Source organism: Streptomyces noursei ATCC 11455 (genome assembly GCF_001704275.1).
GTDB classification, from domain to species: Bacteria; Actinomycetota; Actinomycetes; order Streptomycetales; family Streptomycetaceae; genus Streptomyces; species Streptomyces noursei.
This window is the reverse complement of sequence record NZ_CP011533.1, coordinates 1-20,230: the sequence shown is the minus strand read 5'-3', so window position 1 is coordinate 20,230 and position 20,230 is coordinate 1. Positions and strand designations below refer to the sequence as shown.

The 20,230-nt window shown below is 64.6% G+C and carries 27 protein-coding genes; 1 reads left to right on the top strand and 26 read right to left on the bottom strand.

All coding sequences use genetic code 11. The features are described from left to right. Positions 1–51 precede the first annotated feature (51 nt). From SNOUR_RS00120 to SNOUR_RS00110, 3 genes are read right to left on the bottom strand one after another with little or no spacing between them, the layout of a single operon-like run. Positions 52–669: a hypothetical protein gene (locus tag SNOUR_RS00120; protein WP_067342835.1), complete on the bottom strand. Its 618-nt coding sequence runs from the start codon at positions 667–669 to the stop codon at positions 52–54. Next, on the bottom strand, positions 669–929 hold the full coding sequence (locus tag SNOUR_RS00115) for a hypothetical protein (RefSeq protein ID WP_067342833.1): 261 nt from the start codon (positions 927–929) through the stop codon (positions 669–671). The genes SNOUR_RS00120 and SNOUR_RS00115 overlap by 1 nt, the downstream gene beginning before the upstream one ends. Before the next feature lie 34 nt (positions 930–963). Further along, positions 964–1,833, bottom strand: a complete 870-nt coding sequence (locus SNOUR_RS00110; RefSeq protein WP_067342831.1) for a hypothetical protein — start codon at positions 1,831–1,833, stop codon at positions 964–966. A gap of 318 nt (positions 1,834–2,151) precedes the next feature. On the opposite strand from SNOUR_RS00110, the gene SNOUR_RS00105 reads away from it, so the two are divergent. Further along, positions 2,152–2,898 (top strand): transposase family protein, encoded by a 747-nt coding sequence (locus SNOUR_RS00105; protein WP_067342830.1) that lies wholly within the window; start codon positions 2,152–2,154, stop codon positions 2,896–2,898. Positions 2,899–2,905: 7 nt separating this feature from the next. Here the strand turns inward: SNOUR_RS00105 and SNOUR_RS00100 are convergent, their stop codons facing one another. The 23 genes from SNOUR_RS00100 to SNOUR_RS00010 form a co-directional block, all read right to left on the bottom strand. Next, a complete protein-coding gene (locus SNOUR_RS00100) occupies positions 2,906–3,595 on the bottom strand; it encodes a hypothetical protein (protein WP_067342826.1) in 690 nt (229 codons plus the stop codon). 10 nt (positions 3,596–3,605) lie between these two features. Next, a complete protein-coding gene (locus SNOUR_RS00095) occupies positions 3,606–4,493 on the bottom strand; it encodes a hypothetical protein (protein WP_067342824.1) in 888 nt (295 codons plus the stop codon). 7 nt (positions 4,494–4,500) lie between these two features. Continuing rightward, a complete protein-coding gene (locus SNOUR_RS45775) occupies positions 4,501–4,773 on the bottom strand; it encodes a hypothetical protein (protein ID WP_159425705.1) in 273 nt (90 codons plus the stop codon). Beyond that, entirely contained in the window at positions 4,770–5,375 is a 606-nt protein-coding gene (locus SNOUR_RS00090) for a hypothetical protein (RefSeq protein WP_067342822.1), read from the bottom strand. The genes SNOUR_RS45775 and SNOUR_RS00090 overlap by 4 nt, the downstream gene beginning before the upstream one ends. Positions 5,376–5,499: 124 nt before the next feature. Then, complete coding sequence (locus SNOUR_RS00085) at positions 5,500–5,979, bottom strand: hypothetical protein (RefSeq protein ID WP_067342820.1); 480 nt, start codon at positions 5,977–5,979, stop codon at positions 5,500–5,502. Continuing rightward, the gene (locus SNOUR_RS00080; RefSeq protein WP_067357440.1) at positions 5,966–6,748 is read right to left on the bottom strand and encodes a hypothetical protein; all 783 of its coding nucleotides are present in this window, start codon (positions 6,746–6,748) and stop codon (positions 5,966–5,968) included. Before SNOUR_RS00080 ends, SNOUR_RS00085 begins: the two co-directional genes overlap by 14 nt. 125 nt (positions 6,749–6,873) lie before the next feature. Continuing rightward, positions 6,874–7,332, bottom strand: a complete 459-nt coding sequence (locus tag SNOUR_RS00075) for a hypothetical protein (RefSeq protein WP_159425704.1) — start codon at positions 7,330–7,332, stop codon at positions 6,874–6,876. A 47-nt stretch (positions 7,333–7,379) separates the two neighbouring features. After that, positions 7,380–7,892 (bottom strand): hypothetical protein, encoded by a 513-nt coding sequence (locus tag SNOUR_RS00070; RefSeq protein ID WP_067342815.1) that lies wholly within the window; start codon positions 7,890–7,892, stop codon positions 7,380–7,382. Between the two features lie 62 nt (positions 7,893–7,954). Continuing rightward, positions 7,955–8,791 carry a hypothetical protein gene (locus tag SNOUR_RS00065; RefSeq protein ID WP_067342813.1) on the bottom strand — a complete coding sequence of 279 codons (837 nt, stop codon included), beginning with the start codon at positions 8,789–8,791 and terminating at the stop codon, positions 7,955–7,957. A gap of 90 nt (positions 8,792–8,881) precedes the next feature. Continuing rightward, positions 8,882–9,109 (bottom strand): hypothetical protein, encoded by a 228-nt coding sequence (locus SNOUR_RS00060; RefSeq protein WP_067342812.1) that lies wholly within the window; start codon positions 9,107–9,109, stop codon positions 8,882–8,884. Positions 9,110–9,111: 2 nt separating this feature from the next. Continuing rightward, positions 9,112–9,423 carry a hypothetical protein gene (locus SNOUR_RS00055; protein ID WP_312631419.1) on the bottom strand — a complete coding sequence of 104 codons (312 nt, stop codon included), beginning with the start codon at positions 9,421–9,423 and terminating at the stop codon, positions 9,112–9,114. Between the two features lie 18 nt (positions 9,424–9,441). Beyond that, on the bottom strand, positions 9,442–9,930 hold the full coding sequence (locus SNOUR_RS00050) for a hypothetical protein (protein WP_159425703.1): 489 nt from the start codon (positions 9,928–9,930) through the stop codon (positions 9,442–9,444). 307 nt (positions 9,931–10,237) lie between these two features. Further along, positions 10,238–10,462, bottom strand: a complete 225-nt coding sequence (locus SNOUR_RS45770; RefSeq protein WP_159425702.1) for a hypothetical protein — start codon at positions 10,460–10,462, stop codon at positions 10,238–10,240. A gap of 172 nt (positions 10,463–10,634) precedes the next feature. Continuing rightward, on the bottom strand, positions 10,635–11,123 hold the full coding sequence (locus SNOUR_RS41970) for a single-stranded DNA-binding protein (RefSeq protein ID WP_079141892.1): 489 nt from the start codon (positions 11,121–11,123) through the stop codon (positions 10,635–10,637). A 240-nt stretch (positions 11,124–11,363) separates the two neighbouring features. Next, entirely contained in the window at positions 11,364–11,777 is a 414-nt protein-coding gene (locus SNOUR_RS00045) for a hypothetical protein (RefSeq protein WP_067342807.1), read from the bottom strand. A 457-nt stretch (positions 11,778–12,234) separates the two neighbouring features. Further along, positions 12,235–12,615, bottom strand: coding sequence for a hypothetical protein (locus tag SNOUR_RS00040; protein ID WP_067342805.1), 381 nt, complete (start codon positions 12,613–12,615; stop codon positions 12,235–12,237). 256 nt (positions 12,616–12,871) lie between these two features. Continuing rightward, positions 12,872–13,120: a hypothetical protein gene (locus tag SNOUR_RS00035; RefSeq protein ID WP_067342803.1), complete on the bottom strand. Its 249-nt coding sequence runs from the start codon at positions 13,118–13,120 to the stop codon at positions 12,872–12,874. A gap of 430 nt (positions 13,121–13,550) precedes the next feature. After that, on the bottom strand, positions 13,551–14,384 hold the full coding sequence (locus tag SNOUR_RS00030; protein ID WP_067342802.1) for a transposase family protein: 834 nt from the start codon (positions 14,382–14,384) through the stop codon (positions 13,551–13,553). 57 nt (positions 14,385–14,441) lie between these two features. Continuing rightward, positions 14,442–14,900 (bottom strand): hypothetical protein, encoded by a 459-nt coding sequence (locus SNOUR_RS00025; RefSeq protein WP_067342800.1) that lies wholly within the window; start codon positions 14,898–14,900, stop codon positions 14,442–14,444. A gap of 324 nt (positions 14,901–15,224) precedes the next feature. Next, on the bottom strand, positions 15,225–15,392 hold the full coding sequence (locus SNOUR_RS45765; protein WP_159425701.1) for a hypothetical protein: 168 nt from the start codon (positions 15,390–15,392) through the stop codon (positions 15,225–15,227). Between the two features lie 118 nt (positions 15,393–15,510). Then, positions 15,511–16,035, bottom strand: a complete 525-nt coding sequence (locus tag SNOUR_RS00020) for a hypothetical protein (RefSeq protein WP_067342798.1) — start codon at positions 16,033–16,035, stop codon at positions 15,511–15,513. A 270-nt stretch (positions 16,036–16,305) separates the two neighbouring features. Next, positions 16,306–16,893, bottom strand: coding sequence for a hypothetical protein (locus SNOUR_RS00015; protein ID WP_159425700.1), 588 nt, complete (start codon positions 16,891–16,893; stop codon positions 16,306–16,308). Beyond that, entirely contained in the window at positions 16,890–17,234 is a 345-nt protein-coding gene (locus SNOUR_RS00010; protein WP_067342795.1) for a hypothetical protein, read from the bottom strand. Before SNOUR_RS00010 ends, SNOUR_RS00015 begins: the two co-directional genes overlap by 4 nt. Between the last annotated feature and the right edge of the window lie 2,996 nt (positions 17,235–20,230).

Sequence of the window (20,230 nt, the reverse complement as noted above, 5' to 3'; positions counted from 1 at the left end):
CCGGATTTGGATGAGCCGCCGCTGTCTTGGGGCGTACGTCGCGCCGGGATGTCAGTCCTCGGCGCGTTCGACCGTGACGATGTAGGCCATGTCCTCGGCGTCGCGCCACTCGCCGATCACGCGCCACCCGGCCTCGCTCAGAAGCTGCTCGGCCTCGTGCCGGCCGTCCTCGGGGTCCCCGTCTTCGGCGGTCACCGTGGTCAGCGCGCGGAAGGCAGCGGGCGTGGGGTAGTCGGGCGACCACGCCCGCTCGTCGCCCGGATGCTCGCCAATCAACTTGTCCTGCCACACGGCGACTTCCATGCGCGGCTGGGAGAGGTGACCGATGCCGTAGGTCATCCAGGCGCTGAAGTGAGGGCGGCTGGACCAGTCAGCCTCGCGCTCGTTCTCCAGGTCCCAGCGCTTGAACATCGCGCCGAGCTGAGCGTAGACGTGGCGGGCTTGCGCCTCGTCCAGGGACAACGTCCCACCTCGGGGCCGGCCGTCCTCGTCGGGGGCGATCGGCGCGTAGTACTCGAAGCCGGAGCGGAAGCGGGCAATGTCGCCGATGATCAGCTCATGACGCCCGTTCAACGACTGCTCCAGCGGCGGCAGGTGGCTGCGGTCGATGTCTCGGATGCTCGGCAGCGTGCGCAGGTCGATGATGCCGCGGTCGGTCTGGGGCTCCATCAGTTGAATTCCTCTTCCTCGTCGGGGTCTATCGGACCGAAATGCGGGGCGTTGGGGTCGCCGAGGGTTACCAACTCATCGTCACCGCAACGCCAGTTGGTAGTGCTGGAGTCGAACCAGGGCTCCTCGTCACCGAGCCAGCGTGGGTCCCACACGACCTCGTGATCATCTCGGGTGTAGTGGATCTTCGCCTGCCGCTGGATTCCGTCCTTGTCGATCCAGGTGTGTATCCACGCGTCCCACCGTACCGGCGTGCTCATCAGTCCTCTTTCCGTGGTTCCTTGGTCGGGTGGGTCAGGATGCGTATGCGCTGAGGACCGTGTACGCCTGGGCGACGGAGGCGTTGCGCAGCCACACAGCAGCCCACGTCCGGCTCCGGGTTCCGGTTTCTTCACGCGTCACGGCCAGGGCATGCCGGATGGTGAGAACGCCACTGACGTCTTGCAGGTCGGTGTACCTGGGCATGTCGCTGACGACATGCTTCGCGATCAGGCCCGGGAAGGTCACGGCGAGCGTGGCGCGGTATTCCTTCGGAAGGTTCTCGACGCCCTTCATGGGAGTGCCGAGGACCGGCCGGATGCCCTGCGTGATTCGTGCCGCCTCCCGGACGGACAAGTGCGGGAGGCGGATCTCCACACGGGTGCTGTCGTCGGTCGGGGCGGTGATGATCACATGGAGGGGACGTCGTTCTCCGTCTTCGTACTCCCGGATTGATACATTCAGCCGCTCTCGCTTGTACTCGATAGTCGTCCGCTCGGTGTGAGGCCGGGCGATGGCGTTGATTCCCGCATCCCGCAGCGGCAAGGAGAGCACCCGCAGGCCGGCCACTGCGTCCTCCCGTCCGAAGTGCGGCAGGATCTCGGTGCGGATGGCCTGCACCGTCCGCTGGACACTGACTGAGCGGTCGTCGGCCGTCTCGATCACGGCGGTGACATCTTCCAGCGGCCTGAGCTTGTCGCGGCTGATCGACACATGCGCGGTGAGAAGGACTCGGTCCGCGCCGTCGTCCAGGGCGATTCGGAATCCGATGGGGTGCACGACGATCGCGGAACTCAAGATGCCCTCGACCCGCCACTCCGGGCCGAGCATGGCGGCTGTCTCATACGCGATCAGGCGGAGCGGTTCAGAAACGAGCCGCATATCGTTCCAGATGGGGTCGGACATGGGTTCTCCTAACTTGCGCTTCATCCCACTTGGTGCACGGGCATGAAAAATGCGGCCTGCCGATTGGCGAGCCGCTGCGTTTCTGCTGCGTCCATGGCTGAACGCATGGTGCCCCGCGCCGGAATTGAACCGGCTGCATTCTTCTGACGGGGCTGGCCGGTCATCGGCCAGGTCACTGAACCTCTTTCATCCTGTTCCGTGGGGGTGAAGTGGCCTGGTCAGCGGGGTGGTGGGTGACATGGCAGAGCCCCTTGTCGTTGGGGTGTTGATCTCACTCGACACCGGCGCCAAGGGGCTCTGTTGGTTCCGTATCCTGCCATGCTCGATGTCCCGTACGAGCTCGTTGAGCACGTCTCGTGGCTGATCCACGCCCGTCGGCGCGAGCTGAAGTCGCCCTGGCGGAGGCTGGGGTGCTTCAAGCAGGCCCTGCTGGTGCTGGTGCATCTCCGGAAGAACGAGACGTTCGCCCAGGTCGGAGCAGGTTTTGGAGTCTCGGAGTCCACGGCCTGGCGATACGTCGACGAAACCCTCGAGATCCTCGCTGCCTGGGCCCCAGGCCTGCGCGAGGCCCTGGTCGGGCTGGGTGAGGGCGACTTCGTCATCGTTGACGGCACGCTCATCCCCACCGACCGCATCAAGGCGGACGAGCCATACTACTCCCAGAAACACAAGCGGCACGGCATGAATGTCCAGGTCGTCGCGGCACCGGACGGGACCCCGCTGTGGTTTTCCCGCGCGCTGCCGGGGCGGGCGCACGATCTGACCGCTGCCCGGGCCCACGGCATCGTCCAGGCCTGCCTGACCAGGGAAGTCCTGGTCCTGGCCGACCGGGCCTACCAGGGGGCCGGCGCCACCGTGCGCACTCCGTACTACAGACACCGCGAACTCCCCGAGCACTACCAGCAGTTCAACCGCGTCCACACGCGACTCCGAGCGCCGGGCGAACGGGCCTTCGCCCGGCTGAAGTCCTGGCGGATCCTCCGCCGGGCCCGATGCTCCACCAACCGCATCAGCCGCACCGTACAGGCCATCCACACCCTTCTCACCTGCAGCTATTCAGGATGAAAGAGGTTCACTCGGTAGGCGTGAGCTTCACGTCGTAGGTGGTCTCGCTCGCCTCGTATTCGGTGTGGCCCTCGATCACTGCCTCGGCCACCTCACGGATCCCCTCGGCGGCGGCCTCGACGGTCTCACCTCGGAAGGTGATGACGCCGTTCACCCACGGATCGTGCTTCGGGTGCGTCGTGAAGCCCTTCACCAACCGTGCAAAGAACTTGCCGCCGGTCCAGGCACCCAGGCACGCCCACATGCCTGTCTCAGGCTTCTCGGCGATGCCGATGCTCGTCGGGCCTTCCCGGACATCGAAGCGGCCGTCGTCGCGCTGTTGGAGGTAGCCGATCCCCGACCCCGCGCCCCGGGTGTTGCAGTCCACCAGAAAGTCGCCGCCGTTGATCGGCATGAGGGAGATGAGTACGCCGTGCTTCGGCAGCAGTTCGGGGTTGAGGGGGCGTGGCCGGTCCGTGGGGTTGGTGCGGTCGGACTGCTCGGGCGGCTTGAACCAGTACATGAACTCGGCGGCCAGGTGCTCGGTCTTGAAGCCGTGCACTGCGCCCTGCGTGCCGGTGAGGCCGGCGTGCTCGGCGACCCAGCCGGCGCCCTTGGTCAGCCAGGCGCTGCCGAGCGCTTCGCCGGTGTCCTTCAGGCGCACGCGTAGGCGGTTGTCGTTGTCGGGGTCGACCGGTTCGAAGGTGAATTGCGGCACGGTGTTGCTCCTACTCGTAGATGCGGGTCTGGAGGACGACGTAGCTGATGGAGCCGAAGGCATCGCAGATCGCGCCGGTGGTCTCGTCCCAGCCCCGCAGGCCCGGGACGCGCAGGACTTCCACGATCTGGCCCTCGGGGGCGTAGAGGATGATCAGTTCCCGGTCGGTGACGTTCGTGTGGCCGGGCGTCCAGGTGGCGAAGTACGCGGAGCCGGATTCGGTGACCCGGTTGTGGAAGTGGAAGACGGCCTGCTTGTACGAGCGGTCGAGTTCGGGGTTGACAATGTCCGGCTTGGGGCGCCCCCGGTTGGGCAACTTCTCGGCTCCGAACCGGCCAGCGGGCAGGTCGTGCCGCAGGCCGTACTCGCGGTCGCGGAAGGTGAAGTAGGCGCTGTACTGGTCGTCGTCGGTGACCACCCGCCAGTCCTCGATGTGCGTGTGGATGAAATCGACGGCGTACTCCCGCCACTCGGCGGCGGATGCCGTGGCCCGCTCGTGCAATTCGGCGTGCACCATGTCGCGCGAGAAACGCAGAACCTCGATGGACTCCGGACGCCCCGGGCACCCGTTGGTCTGGAAACGGAACCAGTTGACGCGGCCGGTCGTGCCGCAGTCGAAGCACCGGGCCTCGTGCTCCGCGTCCTTGAGCAGCCGGTGTCCTTCGACGATCTCGATGAACACGCTCTCCGGCATGTGCACGTGGAGCGGCACGAGCCGGGCCTTGAGTGCGGGGCGCCGTACGTAGGACTCGCCGCAGGGCTTGCACACTGGGTCACGGAACGGCTCCCGTGTACCGGCCTCACCGTCGAGCATCGAGCCCAAGAGCATGTGGGTGGCCTCACCGGCGCACGGGTCGTCGGCGGGGACAACGGTGGACTGAAGAGTGGAACAGCGCATGACGCTCCTATGAGAGAGGGCCGGGGTTGGCCGGGTCCGTTTCTTTTTCGGGGGCGATCAAGAAGTAGTCGGCCATGTCAGCGGGCTTCAGCTTCCGGCTTTCCCCTGTGGTCTCGCCGCGCAGGGTGTACGAGAGATCGAGAGACCGGGGGTATCCGTTCTCCATGCGCCATCCGTTGTGCTGGACGCTGACGACTTCCCACGACTTGTCGCCGGGCCCTTCGAGCCGTTCTCCGACTCGAAGGGCCCGGGCAGGTTGCGTTTCCGTAGTGCTGTTCATACGTCGACCTCGGCGGCGAGCCAGTAGGTGTTGTAGCCGTACTCGAACCGGATCGGGCCGGTCGCTGCGGTGACCAGCTTGACGGCCTGGTGCCGGTCGATGGTCACACCCTTGGTCAGGTGCGCCTTCGCTCCCAGCTCGGTGCTCCGAAGGAAATGCAGCAGGTAGTACTTCGCCTCGTGGAACGGCAGCAGGATCGTGTGACCGCGCGCCGGGTTACGGTGGCCGGCGTCGCTCTCCTGCCAGCCGGTCGCGAGTTTGGGGGCGTCGGGGGCCTCGGGACCGGACCAGTGCCGGTCGATCGCTTCACCCACACGCTGTTCGAAGATGCGGTCCCACACGAACGTCTTGTGCGACATCTCGACGTACGCCTTCAGCGCGGCGTCCGCGTTGTCCGTGGACCGGGGCCCGTCGAAGTGCTTGGAGTAGGCCCACTCGCCGTCGCGGAAGCCGTCGTCCTTGCTCTTGCCCGGGTACATGCGGCCGACGATCCATTCGGCGGTGCCGGTCTTGCCCTTACGGGTGCCGAGGAACTGGCCGTAGTAGCGGTCGTCGTAGTGCTTCTGGCGGGCCTGGTGGACGATGGTCCACCCCAAACCCACGGTGCCTACTGTTTTGCCGATCACGTGGTTTCCTCTCGAATGCAGTAAGCCCACCGCTTCGGGCTGCATCGCGGTGGGCGTCGAAGGGGTCAGGAAGCCTGCGGCCTCCCGCACTTGGAACACTTCACGCCAGCTCCAGCACCTGGCGTAGACCGTCCTCGGCTGGCACACGGATCGGAGCACCCCCGCCGGCCGGCCGGCACACCAGGTGGCCGGTCGCGTAGCCGACAATGTCCATCTCGTACGGCTCGCATTCCAGGCCGAGCACGGCCTGGACCTGGCCCTTGTGGTGGATGAGATCGCCGGGCCGAATTCCGAGGTTATGCATCCACATGTCGGTGATGTAGAAGCGCAGGATCTCGTCGGTGATCTGGCGCGGGTGGGAGTAGACGTTGTCCTGGCCCGGGATACCGAAGTAGTTCCCGCACGAGTCGAGGAACGTCCATTCCTCCGGACTGTCCCAGTTCTCGTCGGTGCGCGGCTCGATGATCGCGATGTCGTATACCACGATTTCACCGGTGCGAATTGCCGTTGCGTCCTCGGCCTCGTACTCCTTAAGGTCGACATCCGAACGCAACTGAATCCAGATCTCAGGCAGCGACACTCGCACTCTGCTGCTCCTTCCACTGTGCGTACAGCTCGGCGGCCGGGGCCGGCACGAGCCAGGGGAAGGTGTCAGCCCAGGACCGGTACTCGTCGGCCGGTGTCTGGTCCCAGGCTTCCCGGGGATCGCTGGTCGGGCCGGTGATCAGCTCCGGATTCGCGCGCAGCTCCAGAATCGTGGTCTTGCAATTGCGTTGATGCCACAGCGCTTCGTTCGCGAGCCGGGCCCGATAGTCAGGGATGTTGCAGGCATCGCAGAACCGCTTCTTTCGCCCTGACACCTTGTGGACCACCATCACCGTGGCGGGTGGCGGGTAGGGCCCGTGACCTCCGATGCACGAGTAGACCCCGTAGTTGTGCTTCGGGCCGCCTTCGTGGACCTTGGGCCATTCGGTGATGATCTCGAAGTCGTTGATCTCTTCGACCAAATCGGCGAGCGGTACAACGTGGCTGCGGGTGTGCTCCGGGTGCAGGAAAGCCGCGTACGGCTGGGTGACGTTGCGCTTGTAGAAGTTGCCGTCAGGCTTGCGGAAGTTCTCGATCGGGCCGTAGTGGTGCTCGGTGAAACCGTCCTCAACCTCCACCGTGATGCGTACCCAGTCACCGACCATGAAGCGCTTGTAGTGCTTCTCCACGGCGGCCTTCCACGCCTCGTCCGATCCGTTGCCGGTGACCCAGGCGTCCCGAACGATTCCGTCGATGTCGTACCGCTCCGGGTCGCGCTTCTCCCAACCCAGATATTCCACGGCCTGTTCGCGCATTTCGCGCATGCTTGCGGCCACCTTTCCCTCCCTGATTTCGAAATTGAATCCCTGAGTGCCCGGCGCGGGAATCGAACCCGCCGAATACCGCATAGGGGAGGACGGTTTTCGCTACTCGTCGACCGGGCGGGCCGTCAGAACCAGACGAGACGGATGCTGCGTTCCTTCGCCGACTCGTGTGCGTCCTCAGTGGGCACCTCGAAGCGCCACAGCACCGCACCGCCGCCCGTGTAGGTCTTGGCCGTCTTCAATTCGAGGCCCCCGACCGGCCAGCCCTTGCCCGTCAACCATTCGCGGGCCGCCGCCCAGCCAGCCTGCTCGCTGTCGACCACGTCGTACGGGCACGTCGTGCAGCCGAAGAACTCCGGGTGCTCGTGCTTGTACAGCCGGAACTCGATCCGGTGCGTGATCTTCAGCGTGCTGCCGGGGTAGATCTCCTTCGTCCAGTGCGGCGACGAAAGGCCCCAGTCCTTCATGGACTGACCACGGCCGTCCGCACTCTGACTGAACTCGACGTACGCCTGCTTGATCTCACCGGCGGCGTCGTGGCGCACGTCGTACACCGACCACAACGTCCCCCTGGAATCGGTCATGGTTCCGATCGGCTGCCGCCTGTCCATGCCGTTGCGTTCCATCAGCATCAGTACGCCCCCAACTTCCTGATCTTGTTCGTGCACTTCGGGCACAGCAGGTCGCCGTCCCCGTCCTGGTCCAGGTCGCAAAGCCGGTACTTCGTCCCGCGCGGGCCCACCCCTTCGACGTAGAACTGCCAGTGGAAGGTGTTCTGGGTTTCGTACGCGTGACCGGCGTCGCACTCCATCCACGCGGAGCTGAACGCCAGGAAGTCCTCCGGCTCGGCGGCCGTGATCTCGAAGAACTCGGGGTGCTCGACTGTGTGGGCCTCACTTGTCGCGACGTAATGCGCGTCGCCGAGCTGGAACACCGTGTAGTGGAAGTCCTCGTCCAGCCACGTGACCTGGTTCTGGGTGTTCGCGGTTTTCAGGTCGCCCCAGTGCGGGGGCTGAACGGGCACACCGCGCCGCTCCAGCCAGGAGAGGAACTGCATCGGGCCGTACGGGTACTTGCCGTGGATTTCGTACCACTTCTCGAAAAGCTCATCGAGCCGCACGCACGGTTCGGTCTTTTCGTCCATCCATGCGGCTCTCTCGCCGAGCACGGCTTCCGAGTCGACAAGAGCTAGAGAAATTCCCACGGTTACGCCCCCTCAAATTCGGTGATGCCGTCTTTGCCGCAGCATCCGGCGCACTCGCATTCGTGCACCTTGTGCAGCTCTGACACCTTGAATGCGCCGGTCGGTGTCCACGGGGCGTCCTCGGTCTCCCACGTGTACTTGACGAGCACCATGTCTCCGCAGCTCTCGCGGACCACGCGGGCCTCGTAGCACCACGGAGAGCGCACCGTCCGCAGGCTGGACCGGCCATCCGGCACCTTGAAGTGCGGCCGGACGCGGACCAGTTCGCGACGCTCGGCCAGAGTTTCTGGTGAGTCCTCGGCGTGCGTGATCGGCTCCCCGACCGGACGCACCTCACTGTGGAAGGCCGAGCGTCGTACGTATGTCTCCGGCTCGGCCGGCTTCGGGGCGTCCGGCTCGTTGGGCTCTGCCGGTTCCCCCTCCAGCTCCTCCTCAGGGTCGGGAGCCGAGTCGAGATCCTCCTCAGGATCGCTGTCCGGCAGGGCCTCGATCGTGATGGACACCCACTTCAGCGCGCCCCCGGTCAGGTCCGTACTCTCACCGGGCTTCAGCTCACCAACCGTCGATTCCACATACTCCCGAGCGGATTCGATGTGGTGTGCCCGGCAGTCCCCGTACACTCGGCACCGAAGGCTGATCGGGTTCAGCACGCACTCGCCGGCGCCGAATTCCTCCATGCCGGAAAACACAATCTTCGGGTTTTCCTCCAAGAATTCGCCAACGTAACGCGCTACGGCGTCCGGCCAGTCGAATTCGTCAGTCTCACTCCTGAGCTTCTTCTGTGACGCCTTGCCTTGCACGTTGCGCTGCTGGTGCCACTCAGTCGTGACTTTGAACATTTCCTCTCCCCTGGTTAATTGCACGACCGACAAAGAAGGGCGCGGACCGGAAAACCTCACCGATCCACGCCTTTGCTGCGTCGGGAATGTTCAGTTGGTGGCGTGACCTCGCAGCTCGGCGAGGATCATCAGGCATTCGGTGACCGTCTGGAGATCGTCCACGTTCGCGTCCGGGTTCAATTCGCGGATCTTGGCCCGCAGATCTTGGACGGATGCGGGCAGGTACCTCATGATCATGAGGTCGAACGCTCCCGCCCTGGTCCGGTACCAGCCGTGACCGGTGAGGTTCCGAATCTCGATCTCGTCGTGAGCAGCCATGATTAGCCCCGGTTTCCGCGATAGATGTCGCCCTCGATGTAGGTGATGACGTCGCCGTTCGGCGCCCGCATGGCCCAGTAGTAATGGGCCTTGAACCACACCGTGGTCCATCCGGCCTCGTCCAGGGACTCCGTCACGCGCCCGTCGCCGCCGGACCCCGCGAAGAAGCCTTCGGCGGCACCGTCCATCCCGTCCCAGTCAGGGCCGTACGGATTACGGTCCGGACTCAGGATGCGGATCACATCATCCGCACTCGTGGCCGACTCAAGCTCCTTGAGCTGGTCCTTGATTACGGCCCAGAAATCGTCTGTCACGGTCATCTCCTCTTGCTGTCACTTCTTTCGGGACTCCTGTCGGAGCTTCCGGCGCAAATCGGCTTCATACTCGTCTGCCACGCGGCCGTGCACTTTCTCATACGCCGCTAGGTCAATGTCAGGTGCCGCGGCTTGGGAAAGTTCAGGCACCGACCTGTCGAGTAGGCGGAAGTAGAGGCAAGCGGCGCCGGATGTCATGGGTGCGACGAGACTCGCCTCGTGAATGCCGATGATTATCTCCGCGTCCGTGCCCGGTCGGGTGTCCTCGTCCCTGGCGACGCGGTCCAAGATCTCGCGGCAGTGCGCGCGGTAGAGCACTTCGCGGAAAAGCTTGTCGTGCGTAGCTTGGAGCAAGAGGAAGCTATTCCAGATCAGGCCCTTTCCTCGCTCGCCGTGACGGTCCTGCGCCTTGTCTATCTCCTCGTGGGCCCACCCCGCCGCACGGAGTATGGATTCGATATAAGGGGCCTCCGGGAGAAGCGCTTTTATCAGTTCATGGGCGGTCATGAGCATACCTTTGCTGTATCGATTTCGGGTGAGTGAAGACTCCTGGCGTGGCAGCGAGACTGATCTGTCGCCGTAGCGAACTGTCCGCCGATCCTTCGTAATGGAGGATTCATGCGACATGAGGTACCTGATCCAGGATGAGCTCGTCATCCAGATTGAGGCGCGTTGTCCCACCCGGTGAGGGAGTTCGATTCGGCTGGTTCGAATGTGATCTGCAGGAGTGGGCGGTAGTAAAGGGCCCTCGTGGGTAAGGCTGATGCCGTTTATGGCGACGGCACTTCGGTGCGGGCATGGGGCCTCGATGTCTTTAGTTGATGCCTTTGTTGTGGGCGTCGCGGCCGGACTTGGTGATGCACCAGCTCTTTCCATCCGGGGTGGGAGTGGCCCAGCCCTGGCGGATCAACGTGTGCAGGTCGCTCGATGAGATGTCCATGCGGTACACGCCGTGAGCGTTTTCGATGGCTTCGGCCATCAGAGTCCTGGACGAATTGTTCCGGGCGCGCTGTCGGGATTTCCGACTCTTGCCGGACATACAGACTCCTTCAGATGTGGTTACAGGAAAGGGCTGCGCGGCGGAAGCGTGACGCTCCGCGGCGCAGCCCTGTGAATGGAAGGGGTGAACGGCTGCCGTCTGCTCTTGCCCTGTGGGCCTTGTTGATCACCAGCCCCGATCACCACGGTTCGTGATTGGTCGGCCGTCGTGTTCAGTGAGTGAGGGACCACCAGTTGATGGGGCGTGAGGGCTCAGTGCCCGGCGGCTCATGCTCGTGGTCCAGGTGCACGGTGGGGGAAGCCGCTGGCTTCGGGGGAACAGGGCGCGGTATGTGAGACGCCGGCCGTGGTGGCAGATTGACCGGATCCACGATGACGTGGTGGTTACCAAGGTCCGGTCCCACTGCGGTGAGACGAAGGTAGGGCGTCTGCCCGGCTCCGTCGCGCAGGGTCAGATGGCCTTGGGCGACGATGCTCATGCCGTCCCGCAGGGTGGTAAGAACGCCTTCACCACGCTTACCAAACGCGTAGCAGACTACGAAGACGGGTTCGGCCTCGCGCCACCGGTGGGTCTTGTGGTCGAACTCTTCCCGCGGGGTTATCACACCGAACCCGACCACGCGTTCCCCATTGGGGATGCGTATCTTCTCTGGCGCTCCGTGCACGATTCCCTTGACCGCGATGATGGTCTCGCCCGACATGGCTCTCCTTGGGCCAGGCAGGATCGGCCCTGCTGGGCCACTTACACCTGTGCGTCAAGGCTGAAAGGGGAGCGGGGTCCCGTTCTGTCTTCGACGGTCCGTTCGTGCGCATGGAGGGCGTAGTTGTCCTCGAACAGGACCAAGCCGTCGACCTCCTTGTTCGTCGCGGGCCGGCGTCGTTCCCGTGGACGGCTCCATTCCCGCCAACCGGGGCATCACGCTGCTGGTAGAGGCTTGGCATTAGCTCGCAGCAAGCCCAGTCAGCGGGTAGAACCCCAGCGCCTCCAGCCGGGCTACCTCTGCCTCGTGCCGATTCTTGACAGCTGCCGGTGGCGCAGCGCCGGGCCCGCAGTCGATCACCAGCACATGGCGCAGCCGAGCTGGCGTCTCCAAGGGCCAGTACGCGGCCCGCACGATCAGCCGCTCATGGTGCTCGAAGTTCTGCTCACATACCCGGCACGTCCACAACAACAGCGACGGCTGCAGCTGTGCCCTGTCTCGGATGATGTCTCGTGTCCATACCGAATCGGATGCATACGTCGCCGCAATGGCGTTGCCGAGCCAGAAAGCCTGACCGGCAGCATCCGCCCGCTCGAACAGGCAGTTGAAGACCTGCCGTTGGGTGCGCAATTCGGTGATGTGAAGTGCCACCATGCCCGGTCGACATCATGAGAAACCCCCAGCGCGAAGCCGACCGCCGGCACCTGGCTGATCGTCATTGACCACGTGGACGCCTTCGGCTGGGGCTCGGGCACGCGATCGCACGCTGCCACCTTCAAGCCGTCCGTCTCGCCGCGGCCGCCGTCGCTTAGCTCATGCCGGATCCAGACGTGCGCGTCGTTGCGCACACCGTCCAGCACACAGAGCATGGCTCCACACTCGGGGTGGCAGGTTGCCATCTCGACGATTACTGCCTGGTCCCAATCCAGGCGCAACGGATGCCGCACCACCTCGTTGTTGCCTATCACGCTCCTCCCGTGAAAGGGGCCGGCGGCCGCCCCGAGGGCGGCCGCCGCAGGCCGATCACTGATCACTGTCAGACCCAGCACGTGCGCGTCCCGACCGCAGGACGACCACGGCCGACTTTCCTGTCGCCCGGACGCACTTGCACTTAGGGAAGATCGGGCATCGCCGCACGAATCGCGGCGATCTGCCGAGGATCTTCAAGATTCTGCAGAGCCACGCGAGCGACGACCGCGCTGCCGGGACGGCCAGCAAAGGAGTCGCCTTCCGCGGCCTCCTCGGCTATCAGCTGCTCACGTAGATCCGAAGGGATCACCGCATATGGAGCGATGAGGCCCAAGATGACGTCCACGTCAGGCACTTCGTACGGTTGGCCACCTGTCGACATCAGCGCAACCGGCTCGTCGGCATCGCCGATGGGATTGTCAAGGACATGGGCGAAGAAGGTGGCGAGCGGGGCGTCCCAGCCGACACGGATCGTGCGGTCGGAAGGGGCGCCATCGAGCGGGATCAAAATGTGACTCGACATAGGTAGGGCTCCGTTCTCACTCGTGGCCATCCGGGGCCTGGACCTCTGCGCCAACTGTGCCGGCGGCGCGCCCCTAGTGGGCGCGCCGGCTGAGCAGAGATCGCCAGATTATTGATTAGTCGATACTTAGGGAATGGGTGCTCAGGGCCGGACCGTGGCGGGATGACCAACAGCGTCCATCGGTCTCAGGGGTGTCGGGACCCGGCCTGTAGAAGAACAGAGGTATCGCTGGCCCGCCGGCCCTGGAGGGCCGTGATCAGGCGCCCGCAATCGTGGTGTCGTCGTAGCACTCGGCCAACCAGGGCTTGGCAGCCGTGGCCTCGGCCTTCGAGTCGCGGCTCTGCCAGCCGGCAGCGTCAGCGATCCAGCGGGCGACCCAGGCGACGCGTTCCCAGTCCTTGACGCCGTCGTGCCTGGCAGACAGTTTCAGAGCATCTACGGCGAGGCGGATCTCATCAGGGGTGGCGTCGCCAGGGAAGCGGCCGGTCGGATCCGTGTTGGTCACGTCAGACTCCTTCGAATGGAGGTCAGGCGATGGAGAGCGGTGGGGCTGTGGCGTTGCACGCGGCCGTCCCGGTCGAGCCACCGCTTCAGGTGACGGTGATCTTGCCCCGGTCGCGGGATCGGGCGGCGGACGCTTCATCGATGCGGGACGGGAGTTCCGTCGGTGGCCCGATTCCTCCCAGGTGTAGACGCGGTTGTACGTGTCACGCCCGGTGGTGAGGGCCGGTGGTTTGCCACGATAGGTAGATCGGCCAGCTGACAGGACGGGGAGTCCCCGCGGGTGCAGGCGCAGGCCGACAAGCCATGTGTACGCGGCCATCGCACCCACAGATGCCCTGCCAACTTGAAGTCGCAGGTCAGCGAGGTGGCGTGATCGGTGAAGGGCATGCTCACGCGGTTCGCGAGCGACAGTCTGTGCCCTTGATCGTCTGTCAGCGGTTGACCTCGAGGTTCGTCAGCACGAGCAGGGCTCGCACAAGGTCGGTGGCGCGGGCCGGATCGGTACGGAGCTTGGCGAGGGTGCGCCACATCTTGAGGTGGGCGAAGCCGTGTTCGACGGGAGCGCGTGAGGCGGCCAGGACGCGGTTGGCCTCCTTTTGGCCGGGGGTGAGCTTGCGGGCGCGGGTGGCTTTGTAGCCGGTGACGACGACGGGCTGGGCATCGTCGTCGTCCAGCCCCAGGAAACCGAGGTCGGCCAGGGTGCCGAGACCGGCGGTGCGCAGATGCTCGAGGATGTGGTCGCGGCGGGCCGCGGTGATGTCATGGGTGCGGCCGGGGCGCGCCGCGGAGATCCAGATGAGGCGGCCCTTCTCGTCGGTGAGCGCAAGAAAGTGCAGGCCGTGACGTCGGTGTTTGCCCGAGTAGTTGGGCCGGTTGTCCTTGCCGGTGCGACGGACTGTGGGGATGAGGGTGCCGTCGATCAGGACGACTTCCCCGCCCCGCTGGGCGATGTTCTTCAGGGCTCGGTCCAGGCGCGGTGCACGGGCGGCGAGCAGGGCAGTCAGCTCATCTCGCCAGCGTCGTACGGTCGTTTCGCCGACCTGGTTGCCGCCGGCCATGTCGGCGATGCGCTGGTCGTGGCGGAGCATGGCGAGGACGATGACGACGATCCGCCCGGGCGCCCGGCGGCGCCAGCGTGAACCGATCGTCTTGAGGTGGCGCCGCAGCAGGTCCGCGCAGTATTCGTTGGTTTTCCGGGACACCGGCAGACGGCACTGGTAGATAGGGAAGCCGGTATCCCCGGCGGGCTCGTTGAGCTTCTTCATGCACACGTCGAAGTCAACGACCGCCGAGGGAATGCCGGTTACGGCCCGCGGCCGTGGCTACGGCATGCGCTGGAAGCGCCCGTAGGGCAGCTTGCGCAGCCAGCCCCGGCCCGACAGCTTGGTCAACTTCCCGCGCAGTGGCTCCAGCCGACCCTTGACCTCTACTTCGAGGCCGAGCGCGGTGCCGACGTCCTTGGCGCGTACCGGGCCTCCCGCCTCCCGGACGATCTTCATGATCTGCTGGTAGTCCGGCGGCAGCGCGTCCTCGGCGATGCCCGCCTCGCGGTGCCGGACCAGCAGCACGCCACGGCCGCCGACCTGCGCAGGCACCGCTTGCGTGGCGGCCTTCTCCGTCTGCAGCTGAGCGTGCATGCGCTCCGACACTCGCATCGCCGCAGCGAGATCCTCGCGCTCCGCGCGGACCTTCTCAAGTCGTTCGACCAGGAGCTTCTCCTCCTCGTCGAGTTCCGCCCGGCGAGCGGCGACGCGTTCGGCGACTTCGCTGATCTCCGTCATCCCGCGAGCCTAGAACCCGCTCAGCCCTCTGACCTGGAAACGGACAGACCGCCCGTGACTCTCGCCCGACGATCAAGACGATGGACTACCGCCCACCACCAGCCCAAGGCCCCCGCGACGGCATCACACCAGCCCGCCTGACCAGCCCGAATCAAGTTGGCGCGGCTTCACAGATGAAGTGCGCCGCATCGCCGAATGATTCGTGCCCCAGGTCGCCGATCCGATCCGGCAGCGGCCCGCAACGTCTGAAGTTGAAACCCTGCCACCCGTGGTGAGCCTTGGCCCTTCAGCAACCAAGACCCACCATGGGCGCAGCTGCGCCCGTCAGCGCTGCTCCATGCGAATCGGCTTGCACTCTCCGCACAGCCAGACCGATTCGTGCAGGGGGCCAGCAGGCGGCTCCTCGGCGGGGTCGAGAAGGGCCGGCACCTCTTCAAGAACGACGTCGTCCTTGGCTTCGCGGCACTCACAGCAGGTCGGACGGAACGACATGAAGCCTCCTAAGGGAAGTCACAACCGCTGACCGGGAGATCAGCGGGGGAGTGCCCCGGGCCCGATTCGAACGCGCTACGCACCCCCTCGTTCGCTGGGTGCTCCGGGGCGCCTGGCGCTACTGCTCCGATGCAAGGTCCTCAACGACCGCATGCATGACAACCGGGGCAGCCTCCAGCGCCGCGGCGGGGGTGCCACTGGTCGCCACCACCAAAGACCGTCGTTCCGCGTACCGCCACACCACGGACCACACATCGCCCGCCAGCCCGGGCGTCCACAGCAAAATCAACTCGCCTCCGTTGGGGGAGTCTTCCACCGTCCACCCGCCATGTTCCCTGGGCTTGATCGTCCAGCCCTCCACCGATCCCAGCAGCCGCGGCACCTGCGCGCAGCGTTCTTTGACAAGGGCGTGATAGTTCTCGGTGGGCGTCAGCGTGATGCAGGCGCGCATCCGGCTGTCCGTCTCCTCGGAGGCCCAACCGCCGACCGTCGCGAACCCGTTCCGCCCAATCACCCGCGCCGCCTCGTCCTCAAGCTCACGCGGCGTTGCCTGGTAGCGATGAGGGACATCGATCGCGGGGGTGAACCAGCCCCCTTCACTGGTCAGGCGCACGAAGGAACGGCGCACACGGAAGCTGCGCACCAGAATTGCCTTCCCGGCCGCGTGTGTTCCTCGCAGAGCCGAGCGGCCTGGAGATGAGCCGCAATGGTGGTGTCCATCGTTTGCACTTCCTATGAGATATCTGCGCCAGCCTGATTGGCTGGCGCCGAGTGCCCCGGGCCCGACTCGAACGAGACGCACACCCCCCGTTCGTTGGGGTGCTCCGGGGCGCCAAGTGCACTGCTGGACGTCGGGCCGCGCTTCGTTCGTGCTACGGCCCAACGCCCAACGGCTCAACTGCCGATCCAACTCCTACTGCCCTACCCGCTCCGCCACGAGCTCGGCCTCAAGCGCCAGCCACGACGGCTCAAAGCCGGCCAGACGCTCTTCCGGCACTTCCGTGAAGCTTCGCACCCAACTGCGGTTCCAAAATCCCTGGCGTGTTCGGCCGTCAGAAAACCTCACTTCGACCCACCACCCCCAGGACCAAAACGGCGGCAGGTTCCGGGGATACGACGCCTCTTGCTGCGCCCACTCGCACGAGATCACGATTCCCGCCCAGTAGTCGTCGTCCTCGGGCTTGGCCGACACCCAACCACCGACTTTGACGGGGCTCCTTTTCGGCTTCGGGGGGCGCCTCGGCCTCTCGCCCTCCAGCCAATCGCATGGCTGAATCGCGGTACCCGTTGCGCACTGCTCATAGACCTGGCGGACCTCGCTCTTATCGGCGAGCGCCACGACGCGCATGGGCGTGCCACGGCGGTCCCGGAAGTTGTAAAGGCACCAGTCGAGCGAGTTGGACACGTGCTGACCGCGAATGTCGATGTTCGCTTCGGCCCCCGACAGGCTGACGGCTCGCCAACTGTCCAAGGGATCGAGTCGGGTTACCTGATTCCTCATGCTGCCCTCGCCCCGACACCTCGACGGAAGGGGACGACGGTATGGGTACCTGCGGCCTCGCGGTCACGTGTAACCCCACCCGGACGGGCGGTGGTTGCTGCGTCCTCGTTCGGGGCCGGCACCGCGAGCGCGTGGTTAGTCTCAGCCCAGGCGTACGCCTCCATCACGCTGGGGAGAACCTGAATCCACGCTGTGATCCACAAGCGACCCTCGTCGTCGACGACGGGCATGGTGATCACTCGACCAGTGCCTGTGATCCGCTTGCTGACAATCTCGAACACTTCACGAGCGGAGCCGTAAGTGACAATCACGGTGTCTTCCGTGACCTGGACGTCAGGCATTTCACCTCCAAAGTGGTTCCACCTGAGCGCAGAAACTTGCAGCGCGGCGGGGCCGCCACAGTCGGCCCCCGTTGGTTTTCGTGGATCCCGGGGGCGCGCCGTACCCCCGGGATCAAACTTAATGGCTAACTTTACATAGCTTGGATGCGGAACATAGGGGTGAGTACTACATAAGAAGGCCCCGAACGGAATCCCAACTGGGCCACCTGGCCGCGCGTAAGCCTATTCAAGGCAAGGATGGCCACCCTAACCGGAGCATCCTCGGCGAGAACATCACCGCAGATCGTCCAGGAACACCACTTGGGGGGCGCGTTCTTGAGTCCGGGATGCTGAGACAGAATCTCGCCTATCCCAGTGAGATAGGCGATTCGCTCAGCGAAATACGGGGGTGCGCCCATGCCCTCGGTAGCCTGAATCTGATTCGCAATGAAGTCCATCACCGATTCGGCGGCTGGCATTTCAGCCAGGTATGACGCTGAGTACTCAACGACCGAGGCACACCCGTGCTCGACCCACCTTGCAACAGTATCGACCCTGCGTGCTAGTGCGACAGTCTCTCGCGGACTCTCGCCGCTCTGCTTGGGCCTGTCACTTCCGGGAGCGTACACGGAATACACGTACAGGCACTTCCTACGAAACCCCTGCACCATGAACACGGTGAGCTTTCCAGGGGAGGAAACGCACTGGAAGTTAAGGCGTCGGTGCTCTCGGCGTATGAACCATTCAGACACGGGTCGCGGGAGCCGCTGTACCACCGGAGGAATACCGGGAACGTACGTCGCGACGTGAGTAAATAACTGCGGAAGTCCATTCATTGGCCACTCCAATTACTTTGATTCGCGGACGATGGTCCGGCAGGGGAGTAGCTCCCCTGCCGGACGAAAATTGTGGCGAATTCCTACACTCGCTGTTCTTATGGGAAGGGTCGTCATGTAGGTCATTCGAACGCAAGTGAGTGATGCCCAACCTGCGTGTACTGCTTGCGTCCTTGATCTCTCCAAGATGGGTCATCAATCAAGCCGCGTTCCGTGTCGTCCAGTCCAACTATCAGGATCGCTAGACACCTGTACTCCTGTTGCTGCCAAGCCTCTCCAAAACGGGTCTTCGACCAAGCTTGCAGGTTTCTTTCCAGGGCCAACGAAACGAATGCAGACCTTATTCACGGCTTATTTTAAGACGGTTGCTGTTGCGTGTCTCACTTACTCCGGCGCCCTCTCGGACCCTTCGTCGCTCGCGGCACGTTTCCGCCGTCTCTCGATCACGGTCAAGACTGACCGCGTCCCGACATTACTGCCAGGCATTCAACGCCCCTACGCGATCTTCGGATACCATCCCCAATGCCATTCTGACCGGTCCGCCAGCGGGCCGTACAGATTCAAAGAATCTCGCGGAAGTCCACTGGAAGTGCAATCAGACCTGGGAGAGGCTGCAAGTCACACATAGGTGCGCGCTGTTGAGTTGTCAAGGATCGGCACCATGCCGTCATATCCGCAGTGCGTCAGCTTTTGCCTACGTTCACCGGGTACAAAAGTGGCCCAGCTATCTAGTAGGGACGGGTAGTCGCTCCGTCTCGGTCTCCACTGATCACGGATTCATGCTGTGCATTTGTCAGGAATTGCACAGTAGGCATCTAAGGGTCGACTTCCGTACCCCTTATCGCGGTGCGCTACATGTCCTTTCGGACTCCTGGCGACGCATGGCTCCCAAATGGGTCTTCAGTTGTTAAAGCTAGCGTCGAATCTAGGGTTCCTCTGGCCTCTGAGGACTCATCCCGCACTACGCGGATTGTTTGCCCTCGTCGCCCCGGGTTCCCCCGTTCCGACATGGCTAACTATACATAGGTCGGGGGGTGGGGGCAACCTGCGACAGATGGAGGAATCAGAGACTCCCTAAGACATCCCCTAGGGCATCCCCTACAGCACCCCCTAGAACACTCCCTACGGCACGTTTTACGACGGAGGGACCAACGAGGGAAACCCCTGGTCAAGGCTGCTGGTAAGTACTCCGGGGGCTTCTGACAACCCTTCGTGCTGTCCTTCTTGTTGGTTGGTGTGGGGTGGTGTTGTTGGTGGGTGTGGGGTGGGGGTGTGTGGTTCGCGTGTCGGGTTTCTGTGTGTCGCTGGCGCGCTGTGCGTGGTGGGGGCTGGCCCTGGTCCTGTGGGGTGTGGCCCTGTCGGGCCCCACCGGCCCGTACGGGGGTCTGTGTGCCCCTGTGTGGGCTCCGTGGGGCCCGCCCCGGGCCGTCAGGCCCCTCGGCCCCGGATCGGCTCCGGTCCGGCTCTGCGTGGTGCTCTGCGGGCCCGTGGGGGGCTGTTCTGCTTCTCCGTCACTTCCCGCCCCTGTACGCCCTCGTGTGGGGGCGCGGCAGCGTCCCCGTCCCTTTTCCTGCTGGTGTCCGTCTCCGGGCTTGTGGTGGCTGTGTGTGGGCCCGTCAGGGCCCGCCCAGCGTTCCCCCGCCCCCTTTGGTCCTGGTTTCTCTCCTCCGGGCCCTGAGGGGCCGTCCGGTCCTGCGTGGTGGGGTTGTGTGGCCGTGTGCGCCACTGTGCGGCGTCGCGTGCGACTGTGCGGCTGCCCCGACCTTTCCTCTCTCTTGTTCCCGTTGCGTGTGGTGTGCTGCTAGGGGCCGTCAGGGCCCGTTCTGGGGTTGTGTGTTCGGTCGGTCCGGTGGTGGGGGTTCTTGGGGGTGGGGTGTGGTTCGGAGGATTCACGGTCAAGGTGTCCCCGGTATGGTGACGCCAGTCACCACACGTGCCACAGTCACCACACGTGATGCCTGGCATGCCAATGCCAGGCATACATACTCGTTTGACGCCCCGTCAGGGGCTTACTCATCTCCACCTGCACTGTCGTGATATGACGTCGCGTCAGCGACGGGGCTTGGTGCCTGGCGGCCCCAACCCAACTCCGTCCCGCACCAGTCAAACTGACGCGCCGTCAGGCGCGGGGCCCTGACGGGCCGTCAGGGCCGGAGCAAGGGCGCCAGCCCTTCCGCCCCC

Excerpts from the sequence above, each read along its gene's own strand:
- SNOUR_RS45765 (WP_159425701.1), bottom strand. The coding sequence starts at position 15,392 with ATGTCGTTCCGTCCGACCTGCTGTGAGTGCCGCGAAGCCAAGGACGAC.
- SNOUR_RS00115 (WP_067342833.1), bottom strand. The coding sequence starts at position 929 with ATGAGCACGCCGGTACGGTGGGACGCGTGGATACACACCTGGATCGAC.
- SNOUR_RS45770 (WP_159425702.1), bottom strand. The coding sequence starts at position 10,462 with ATGTCCGGCAAGAGTCGGAAATCCCGACAGCGCGCCCGGAACAATTCG.
- SNOUR_RS00095 (WP_067342824.1), bottom strand. The coding sequence starts at position 4,493 with ATGCGCTGTTCCACTCTTCAGTCCACCGTTGTCCCCGCCGACGACCCG.
- SNOUR_RS45775 (WP_159425705.1), bottom strand. The coding sequence starts at position 4,773 with ATGAACAGCACTACGGAAACGCAACCTGCCCGGGCCCTTCGAGTCGGA.
- SNOUR_RS41970 (WP_079141892.1), bottom strand. The coding sequence starts at position 11,123 with ATGTCGGGCGAGACCATCATCGCGGTCAAGGGAATCGTGCACGGAGCG.
- SNOUR_RS00080 (WP_067357440.1), bottom strand. The coding sequence starts at position 6,748 with ATGCGCGAAATGCGCGAACAGGCCGTGGAATATCTGGGTTGGGAGAAG.
- SNOUR_RS00045 (WP_067342807.1), bottom strand. The coding sequence starts at position 11,777 with ATGGTGGCACTTCACATCACCGAATTGCGCACCCAACGGCAGGTCTTC.
- SNOUR_RS00050 (WP_159425703.1), bottom strand. The coding sequence starts at position 9,930 with ATGACCGCCCATGAACTGATAAAAGCGCTTCTCCCGGAGGCCCCTTAT.
- SNOUR_RS00060 (WP_067342812.1), bottom strand. The coding sequence starts at position 9,109 with ATGGCTGCTCACGACGAGATCGAGATTCGGAACCTCACCGGTCACGGC.
- SNOUR_RS00075 (WP_159425704.1), bottom strand. The coding sequence starts at position 7,332 with ATGACCGATTCCAGGGGGACGTTGTGGTCGGTGTACGACGTGCGCCAC.
- SNOUR_RS00070 (WP_067342815.1), bottom strand. The coding sequence starts at position 7,892 with ATGGACGAAAAGACCGAACCGTGCGTGCGGCTCGATGAGCTTTTCGAG.
- SNOUR_RS00110 (WP_067342831.1), bottom strand. The coding sequence starts at position 1,833 with ATGTCCGACCCCATCTGGAACGATATGCGGCTCGTTTCTGAACCGCTC.
- SNOUR_RS00105 (WP_067342830.1), top strand. The coding sequence starts at position 2,152 with ATGCTCGATGTCCCGTACGAGCTCGTTGAGCACGTCTCGTGGCTGATC.
- SNOUR_RS00030 (WP_067342802.1), bottom strand. The coding sequence starts at position 14,384 with ATGAAGAAGCTCAACGAGCCCGCCGGGGATACCGGCTTCCCTATCTAC.
- SNOUR_RS00015 (WP_159425700.1), bottom strand. The coding sequence starts at position 16,893 with ATGAGGAATCAGGTAACCCGACTCGATCCCTTGGACAGTTGGCGAGCC.
- SNOUR_RS00120 (WP_067342835.1), bottom strand. The coding sequence starts at position 669 with ATGGAGCCCCAGACCGACCGCGGCATCATCGACCTGCGCACGCTGCCG.
- SNOUR_RS00025 (WP_067342800.1), bottom strand. The coding sequence starts at position 14,900 with ATGACGGAGATCAGCGAAGTCGCCGAACGCGTCGCCGCTCGCCGGGCG.
- SNOUR_RS00010 (WP_067342795.1), bottom strand. The coding sequence starts at position 17,234 with ATGCCTGACGTCCAGGTCACGGAAGACACCGTGATTGTCACTTACGGC.
- SNOUR_RS00040 (WP_067342805.1), bottom strand. The coding sequence starts at position 12,615 with ATGTCGAGTCACATTTTGATCCCGCTCGATGGCGCCCCTTCCGACCGC.
- SNOUR_RS00065 (WP_067342813.1), bottom strand. The coding sequence starts at position 8,791 with ATGTTCAAAGTCACGACTGAGTGGCACCAGCAGCGCAACGTGCAAGGC.